Source organism: Burkholderia sp. LMG 13014, assembly GCF_905232215.1.
Taxonomy (GTDB): Bacteria; Pseudomonadota; Gammaproteobacteria; order Burkholderiales; family Burkholderiaceae; genus Burkholderia.
On sequence record NZ_CAJNKE010000436.1, the window covers coordinates 1 to 5103 of the forward strand.

Below are 5103 nucleotides of genomic sequence, written 5' to 3' on the forward strand. Positions count from 1 at the left end.
ACCATCGTCTGCTACCGCGGCGAACAGGTCCTGCTCGTCGCCCGCGCGGCATCGCGCTGGGCCCTTCCCGGCGGCACGATCAAGCGCGGGGAAACGCCGCTCGAAGCCGCGCATCGAGAGTTGTGCGAAGAAACCGGCATGACCGGCCAGCATCTCGTGTACTCGATGCAGTTCACCGGGCTCGCCAAGATCCATCACGTGTTCTTCGCGGAAGTCGGCCCGGACCAGACGCCGCAAGCGAACAACGAGATCGAGAAATGCAAGTGGTTTCCGATCGACAGCGTCGACGGACTGCGCGCCAGCATTCCGACGAAGCGAATCGTCGAACTCGTTCATCAACACGAAATCACCAAGGCGTAGCGCGCGACGGACGAGCGCCCGCCTGAGCCGGCGGCCGGCTCAAGTCGTTTTTCGTGGATCCGCGGACGCGCGAGCGCTCAGTGCGAACGCCTTCTTCGCAATTCGTGCGTGGAATAGACGACCAGGAAAATCCCCAGCATCGCGACACCGGATGCCATGAAGTCGTTCGCGCTTCCCGAGCTGTGCAGGGACTTCGGGAAAATACCGAGACTCAATCCAGCGACAGCAAGAAGCAATCCTGCAGCCACGCCCCAGATCGGTCCGGCAGTCTTTTCGATTTTATTTTTCATACAGCACCCGTCTACAGTCATTCCTTGGCAGGCATCGGTAAAAAGCTCCGCACCTGCCGCCAGCACGCCCACTATAGCCGGGAAATAATTCACGGGGCTTCAGGGCTTGTACCGATCAAGTTTTCCCGTTCTCGGCCGCCCGCCCGCGCGCTGCGCCTGGCCGCCTGTCGATTTCACGCCGTCGCCCCAGGCGTAATCGAGTGTAATTGAACCGCCCCTCCAAACTGCCTAATTTCCACCTGTACATTCGGCGCGCCGATGCAACCCGCTCGATCGCCCCGAAGGATCCGCGAGCTTTGCGCATCAACCCGGCACCTGTCCGGACTGGGGCATTTCAGAAAATCGGCACCTTAACCCGGCCTCCGATCCGCGGCAGGCATTCGCGCCACACCGCGCGCGAATACCTGCCGGACCCGATATAACACACCGCACGTTCTCAACCGGAGATGGAAATGATCAATATTCAGGACTCCCGAGTCATCAAGTACGACAACGACAAGAAGAGCGTCACTGTCTATCGCGATTTCACGAACACCAATCTCTGGTATATCGTGCCGAAGCCCCAGCTGGCCACCCAGACCGTCGACGGCATCACCCTCCCCGCTTTCTCGCTGACCGAGTTCAGGACGAACAGCGGCTCGGCCGGCACGGTGACGTTCACGGCCGAGCTCGTGATCGACCAGGAGGCCTACCAGGCCGTGAAGAACGTCCTGGGCCAGGGCATCGAATTCGGCCAGTTCGCGTGGAACGACGCCCAGGCTTTCCTGACGCTGACGCTCCCGTCCGGCCAGCCGGACACGCAGATCAACGTGACGCCGTCCAACTTCGGCAGCAACGCGGCGACGTTCATCATCGACCTGAAAACCGCCGCCGACGTCAAGACGATCCGCGACATCTTCGACACGGGCGTCGGCCTGTCGACCTGGTCGATCCAGTACGTCGCCACGACGCTGAGCCAGTTGCCGGCCGTCAAGGCCACCGTGACCTACGACTGCGCGATCGCCGCCAGCTACCAGAAGACCGTCCAGATCGACCGCAACGTCTGGGGCAGCGAGACCGGGCGACGCACGACGATCCGTGAATACATGCAGAAGTCGGATTCCGGCAAGGTCAAGCTCGATTGGTCGGTGCAACCGTCGGACGAGTTCCGGCAACGCGTCCATGACTGGGCGTTCACGACGCTCGAGGGGCTGGTCCAGGCAGCCGCGGACGACGTCGCGCGCCGCCTCGGCGCGAGCGCAGCCGACGATTTCAGCATCAACTCCATCGGCTCGTTCCAGCGCGTCTACGAGGAAAACGAGGTCATCGACTGGACGATCATGCCGCAGGGCTTCCTGCCGACCTTCGACAAGAATGTCTGGAGCCGGCTGGACAAGACGGTCGACAACCGCACGCTGGACGTGGCCGTGACGATGTCGGCCGACCTGAAGAGCGCGGGCATCAAGAAGGTCACCGTGACCATCGATTATCCGGGCAAGGCTCAAGCGGAATCCAACGCATTCACGGCCACCACCGCCAATACGTGGTCCTACCATTCCAACGGCTTCTTCGACGCCGGCAAGAAATTCGTTTCGGAATACACGTACTGGTACCAGGTCGAGCCCGAAAGCGGCGATGCCTTCACGTCGCCGAAGCTCAAGAGCAGCAGCAACCAGCTTCAGATCTCCAACACCGACCTCGGCTACCAGCAAGCCGAGTTCATCTGCTCGAACATCGCGTTCGCGTCGGAAAACCCGAAGAACGAGGTCGACTTCGTGCTGATCGACTTCACGTACCTGCCGACCACCGACGGCAAGCTGTACGTCGATCAACGCAAGGTCATCAAGAACAGCGAGGCCGTGCAATTCAGGAGCCACAGCTATCAGCCGAGTGGCGCGGCCTATACGTACACCGTCACCTACGTGCTGACGAACGGCAACATCATCGTCAACCAGCCGCAGTCGGTGTACCCGGTGGTGAACAGCAAGACCTTGACCGTCTACAGCGTGATCGGCGCCGCCGACTTCACGGTCACCGTCATGAACGACACGATCCCCGGGGGCAGTATCGCGCTGCCGTCCATCACCGGCATCTCGCTGTCGACCGACTACACGGACCAGCCGGACAGCCCGGACCACCAGACGCACAACTTCACCCAATTGAGGATCGAAGACTACTACACCAGCACCTGGGAATATCAGGCTGTCAAGCGAAGCACCTCGACCGTTCAGGTCGACGGCACGGTCTATTACCGCGACCGGAACAACACGCGCAAAACCGTGGCGGTCCGCAAGGTGCGTTACGGCAACCAGCCGATCTTCGCGTTGAACCTGTTCCCGGTCGAATTGCCGTTCACCGTGACCGTCGACCCGTCACTGGTCGACTGGAAAGCGTATGTCCAGGTCACGATAGATGTGTACCGCACGTCGAAATACGGCAAGACCGACATCGACTCCCAAACCTTCAAGCCCGTGACCCTCTCGAACGGCACCAAGGTCTTCCCGTCGCCCTACTACTACACCTTCTCGCGCGAAGTCGATGCGACGACGGAATTCCACTACGCGTTGACCTACTTCGAAATCGGGAGCGAACGCGGCATCCCCGGCCCGGCGGGCAATTACGACAGCAACATACTGACCCTGCCCCACGACGCGAAAGGCGGGACGAAGCCGGTCTACTCGGTACGGCTGCCGGCAAGCGACGTCGTGACCCGCAACCTCGACGAGACCGACGAGGCCGACGAGACCGACCTGGCCTGACCGCCATCCCGACCGACCAAGGCGCACGACCATGACGACCCTCACCTACACCGTCAAGCTGGCGACCGAATCCGGCTCCGCGTCACCTCCCGCCCCCCGGCGCGCGAGGCTGCTGCTCGAGTTCAAGGATCCGGTCAATTACACCTACCGGCAAACGACGCTCGTCCTCGACGCCGACACGCCACAGCGCACGTGGCAGGTCGACGCGACCGCGGCCGACACCGGGCAGGCGTTCTATTCCTCGGTGCTCGATTACGAGGCCAGCGAACAGGTCGTGCGCCCCCCGGTCGCCTTCATCGGCACCGAGGCCACCATCGGCGGACCGGCCGAGTCCGTCTCCGTCGTGGCGCTGCTCGATGCGCTCGACTGGAGCGCCGTCTCCTCGGTTCGGGTCACCGTCGGCGGGACGTCCCACACGTTCTCCCGCGAGCGGCCGTATGCGTGGTGGTTCGCGTTGCCCAGTCCCGGCATCGTCGAATGGACCGCCGACTACACGATGACGGACGACACCAAACGATCCGGCACGGGCGTCGCCACGCAAGGCGTCGCCGTCATCCCCGCGCCGCCGGCCGAGGTCAGCTTCTCGATCGTCGCGGCCGATTTCGACGCGTTCGCGGTCGCCGCCGTCGCGCTGCGCGTGACCGGCTACGACGGCGTGGTCAGGACCGCCGAACTCGACAAGACGCGGCCGAGCGTGACGCTTTCGCTGCCGTTCGCACCGCCGAAACAGGCGTGGTTCGTCTACGACTGGACGGTCACCTATACCGACGGCACGCCGGCGTGGATCGCGCCCTCCCGCTCGAGCGACGGCGCGCGGTCGATCGTGCTCGACGATCTCGGCCGCATCCTGCTGGCCAGCGACGAGATCGACTTCGAGGTGGTCGAGACCGTGACGCTGTCCTGGCAGTACAACAACACCCCCAAGACCGCCGAGCTGTCGCGCGCGCAGCGGTCGGTATTGCTGCGCCCCGGCCAGGACTACGATCGCGCGCGGCCGCTGGTTGTCGGCCTGACCTATGCGCTGTCCAGCGGGTCGACGAACCTCCAGGGCGAGGCGGTGCCGCAGGGCCGCTTCGAGGTGCCCTATCCGCTCAGCACGCGGCTCGTGCGTGTCTTCGCGCCCGGCATGCTGACCACGCCGCCGCTTTACAGCACGATCAGGCTCACGTCGGTCCAGACGCTGGAGGTCGGTTCCGGCTGGCAGCTCCAGACCGGCTTGCAGCCGATCACCCTCACCCCGAGCGCGCCGACCTGGGAAACGCGCGTCGCCGCGGTCGATCCGGAGCGGGTCGCGCTGATCTTCGCGGGTTTGGCAACGCCCGATGGCGGCGGCAAGACAAAGCCGATCCCGCTCACCCGGTCGCCATTCGAGATGACGCCCGCAGGGCCGGAGATCACGCTCGCGACGGTCCAGGTATCCGCCCAGTCGGTCTCCTGGCAGCGCTACGTCCGCGTGGAAGCGACCTTGTGGACCGGCAGCGATGCGAAACGGGAGAACGAACAGACCATCGCCTTCGACCGCAACAGCGGCGATGCGTGGTGGGCCTACGTGCCGCCATCGGGAACCTACGGCCCGACGCTCCGTTGGTCGGCGACCTACTATCCGGCCGACGGCACGTCGCCGCTGCACAAGGCACCTGCGGCCAGCGACAACCCGACTCTGTCGCTGCCGCCGACCGTCTCCTGACCGCGGCCTTCACGCACGATCGCCCACC

At 64.0% G+C, this 5103-nt stretch carries 4 protein-coding genes; 3 read left to right on the plus strand and 1 reads right to left on the minus strand.

Features of this window, described 5'->3' with window-relative positions; translation table 11 throughout:
• The coding region (locus JYJ84_RS27995) for an NUDIX hydrolase (RefSeq protein WP_240201910.1) at positions 1-360 on the plus strand (360 nt) is incomplete at its 5' end.
• Positions 361-437: 77 nt separating this feature from the next.
• On the opposite strand, the gene JYJ84_RS28000 is transcribed toward JYJ84_RS27995, so the two are convergent.
• The gene (locus tag JYJ84_RS28000; RefSeq protein ID WP_089453321.1) at positions 438-650 is read right to left on the minus strand and encodes a hypothetical protein; all 213 of its coding nucleotides are present in this window, start codon (positions 648-650) and stop codon (positions 438-440) included.
• Positions 651-1102: 452 nt separating this feature from the next.
• Between JYJ84_RS28000 and JYJ84_RS28005 the strand changes: the two genes are divergently transcribed.
• Positions 1103-3388 carry a hypothetical protein gene (locus JYJ84_RS28005; RefSeq protein ID WP_175221507.1) on the plus strand — a complete coding sequence of 762 codons (2286 nt, stop codon included), beginning with the start codon at positions 1103-1105 and terminating at the stop codon, positions 3386-3388.
• A gap of 31 nt (positions 3389-3419) precedes the next feature.
• Positions 3420-5075 carry a hypothetical protein gene (locus tag JYJ84_RS28010; RefSeq protein ID WP_175221506.1) on the plus strand — a complete coding sequence of 552 codons (1656 nt, stop codon included), beginning with the start codon at positions 3420-3422 and terminating at the stop codon, positions 5073-5075.
• Positions 5076-5103 lie beyond the last annotated feature (28 nt).